This is a genomic window from bacterium (assembly GCA_035945995.1).
Taxonomy (GTDB): domain Bacteria; phylum Sysuimicrobiota; class Sysuimicrobiia; order Sysuimicrobiales; family Segetimicrobiaceae; genus DASSJF01.
Genome location: DASYZR010000014.1, coordinates 1 through 3,335, shown reverse-complemented (window position 1 = coordinate 3,335; position 3,335 = coordinate 1). Strand labels below are relative to the sequence as shown.

General features: G+C 65.2%; 2 protein-coding genes. Both read left to right on the top strand.

Going from position 1 to position 3,335, the window contains the following annotated elements; genetic code table 11:
- The first annotated feature begins 197 nt into the window (after positions 1-197).
- On the top strand, positions 198-2,018 hold the full coding sequence (locus tag VGZ23_01245) for a peptide ABC transporter substrate-binding protein (GenBank protein ID HEV2356232.1): 1,821 nt from the start codon (positions 198-200) through the stop codon (positions 2,016-2,018).
- Between the two features lie 73 nt (positions 2,019-2,091).
- A complete protein-coding gene (locus VGZ23_01240; GenBank protein ID HEV2356231.1) occupies positions 2,092-3,057 on the top strand; it encodes a succinylglutamate desuccinylase/aspartoacylase family protein in 966 nt (321 codons plus the stop codon).
- Positions 3,058-3,335 lie beyond the last annotated feature (278 nt).

Genomic DNA, 3,335 nt, shown 5'->3' with positions numbered 1-3,335 from the left:
CTCGGGGTCGTGGCATGACCCGGCTAGCCGGTACAGTGCGCTCGGCGAAGAGGATGTCTTCGAGGGAGTCTGGCCGCTGGCGAGGCGTCCTCGGGTCCCCGATTTACCGGGCGGGGTCCCGTGACGCGTATCGACGTGCAGCGAGCCGGGCCTGAGTTGTTTAGCGCTGTGTCGACGTCAAACGAGGAGGGTTGACGATGGGGGGGGACGCGAAAATCAAGAACGGACAACGCGACGTCATGATCTTGATCGAAGACGTTCGTGTCGGGCGGCTCAGTCGGCGTGAGGCGATTGTGCGGCTGCTGGGCATCGGACTTTCGGCGGCGGGATTGTCGGCTGCTCTGGCGGCGATCGACCTTCAACCGGCGCGGGCCGCGGCCGGGGTCCGGGGGACGGGCGGAATCCTCAGAATCCTCTACTGGCAGGCCCCGACCATTCTGAATCCGCACCTAACCGCATCGAACCAGGACCTTCAGGCGGCGCGGCTCTGCCTGGAGCCGCTCCTGACCGTGGACGCGGCCGGTGTATTCACTCCCGTCCTTGCCACCGCGGTGCCGAGCAGGACGAACGGAGGGCTGTCGCCGGACGGACGATCGGTGACGTACCGGTTGAAGCGTGGAGTGAAGTGGGCCGACGGACGACCGCTTACGGCGCGGGATGTGGTCTTCACCTACCGGTTCATCTCGAACAAACAGACCGGGGCCACGTGGTACGCTGTCTACGACGGCATCGAGAAGGTCGAAGCGCCCGATCCCTATACCGTCCGGATCACATTCAATCGTCCCACGCCCGCGTGGTTCCTGCCGTTCGTTGGCGACAAGGGCCTTATCCTTCCGGAGCACGTGCTTGCCGACTACGTGGGACCGACCTCGCGCCGCGCGCCTTTCAACCTGAAATGTTTCGGCACCGGTCCGTACAAGGTCGACGACTTCGCGCCGGGAGACCACATCACGTACTCGATCAACGAACTGTACCGAGAGCCGACGAAGCCGTCGTTTAGCCAGGTGCAATTCAAGGGCGGCGGAGACGCAGCGTCCGCGGCCCGTGCCGTGCTGGAGACCGGGGAGTACGACTTCGCAATCAATCTTCAGGTCGAATGGCCCGTGCTGGCAAACATGGAGCGCGCCGGCAAGGGGGTCGTGGAGACCATCCCCGGCGCCGGGGTCGAGGCCATCTACTGCAACCTGTCGGATCCAAATAGAGAGGTCGACGGGCAGCGATCCTATGCCGGGGCGCCGCATCCGTTTCTCACCGACGTGCACGTCAGGCAGGCGCTCGCGCTGGCGGTTGACAAGCAGACGATCGCGAAACAACTCTACGGGGCGGAAGGGGCCGCGACGCCCAACGTCCTGACGACGCCCACCCGCTACGCTTCGAAGAATACGAAGCTCGTCTTTGACATTGCGCAGGCCAACCGGCTGCTCGACGAAGCCGGCTGGACGCGTGGCACGGACGGCGTGCGCACCAAGGGCGGCGTCCGCCTCCAAGTGGCGTTTGTGACGAGCGTCAACACCCTCCGGCAAAAAGAACAGGAAATCGTCAAGGCGGGGTGGGAAAAGATCGGCGTCGGCGTTAACATTCAGGCGATCGATTCGAGTGTTTTCTTCAGCACCGCGCCGGGCAACAAGGACACGTTCCTGCACTTCTACAGCGACGTCGAGATGTACACGCAGAACTTCTCGCTCTTCCCGAGCCTCTACATGTCGCAGTTTTACAGCGGCGATCCTGCGAAGACGATCCCCCAGCGAGAAAACAACTGGTCGGGCCAGGCTGTTACGCGCTGGCAGAGCGCTGAGTACAACCGGCTCTACGAGCAAGCGCTCGTTGAGCTCGATCCAGAGAAGAACGCGGCGTTGTGGGTCGAGATGAACGATCTCGTCGTGAATCAGGCCATCGAGATCCCAATCATCGACCGGCGGACCGTGGCCGCCCGGGCGCGCAATCTGTATACTGGACACAATCTCAGTCCCTTTGACAACGCGACGCCCAACGTAGCGGACTGGAGGCGGACCGGCTAGACGGGCGCGTCCGCCGACGCGTCTCCAGTAGGGACGGTAAGGCTCGCCGTCTCGGGAGGAGGGGCGGTGCCGCATGGTGACGCGTCTTACCGAGTGGGTCGACGTCGAGCGCCTGCCGCTGGCGTCCCGGCATTCGTTTGATCTCGCCGTGGTGCCGCTGGCCGACGGCTCGTGGTTGACGGTCCCCGTGAAAGTGGTCATCGGGTCGCGCCCCCGTCCTCGCCTTGTCGCAATTGCCGGCGTGCACGGGGATGAGCCCGAGGGCATGCTGGCGCTGCTGGACTTTGCCGAGCAGTGTGACCCGGTCACGCTACGCGGTGCGGTCGTGTTGGTGCCGGTCGCCAATCCGCCCGCCTTTGCGGCCCACCAACGGCGCAGCCCTGTGGATGGTCTCGACCTCAATCGAACATTCCCGGGCAGGCCCGACGGGACGCCTTCAGAGCGGCTCGCCTATCGCCTGGTGAACGACGTCCTCACCGGGGCGGATCTTGTCTTCACGTTGCACAGCTGGTACGCGACCGGGATGGTCGTGCCCCACGTGGAGGTGCCGGACGGCGGTGACGCCGTTTCTCGACGGAGTTGGGAGGCGGCGGTGGCCGCGGGCTTCACGCGTATTCGTGGAGGGGGCTGGCAGCCGGGCGTTCTCGGAGTGACGGCGGCGGATCGCGGGGTCCCCGTGCTGGAAGCCGAGATCGGCGGCCAGGGGATGTCGACTTCCGAGAACCGCGCGGCTTACGTCGATCACCTGACCCGTCTGCTCCGGCACCTCGGCATTCTGGACGGTGATGCGTCGCCCAACCCGGAGGTGGAGGTACTCGGCCGCGGGCTCCTCCACGCGCCGGCGGGCGGGATGCTCCGCCTTAATGTCCGGCTGGGCGAGTACGTGGAAGCGGGGACGATCCTGGCGTCGATTACGAATCTTCACGGCGAGCGACTGGCGGAGATACAGGCCCCCCACGCCGGATTGGTGGCGGCGATACGACAGTTCATCTCAGTCAATCCCGGCGATCTCGTCTTTGCATTGTATCCCCGCCGATGACTGACCTCGGCTCGCCGGCGGGCGGGAACGAGTTGGTTGGTAGAGTGACAGACCGGCGGAGCCGGGAAGTCAGTTGTGCTGGCGATTTTGTAGGTCTTGGTGCGGTCTGCGTTGGGCGTAGTGAGGCCGGTCACATAGAGCGTGCCGGCCCCCCGATCGACGACCGGCGTGCTCGTGATTCCGACGCGGTCGATGTTCCCGCACGGCAGGTTGTCGCGCGGCACGGGCATCCCGAGCACGACGGTCCCCACAGGCGCTTCCCCATCCGTCGGGTCGAG

Excerpts from the sequence above, each read along its gene's own strand:
- VGZ23_01245 (HEV2356232.1), top strand. The coding sequence starts at position 198 with ATGGGGGGGGACGCGAAAATCAAGAACGGACAACGCGACGTCATGATC.
- VGZ23_01240 (HEV2356231.1), top strand. The coding sequence starts at position 2,092 with ATGGTGACGCGTCTTACCGAGTGGGTCGACGTCGAGCGCCTGCCGCTG.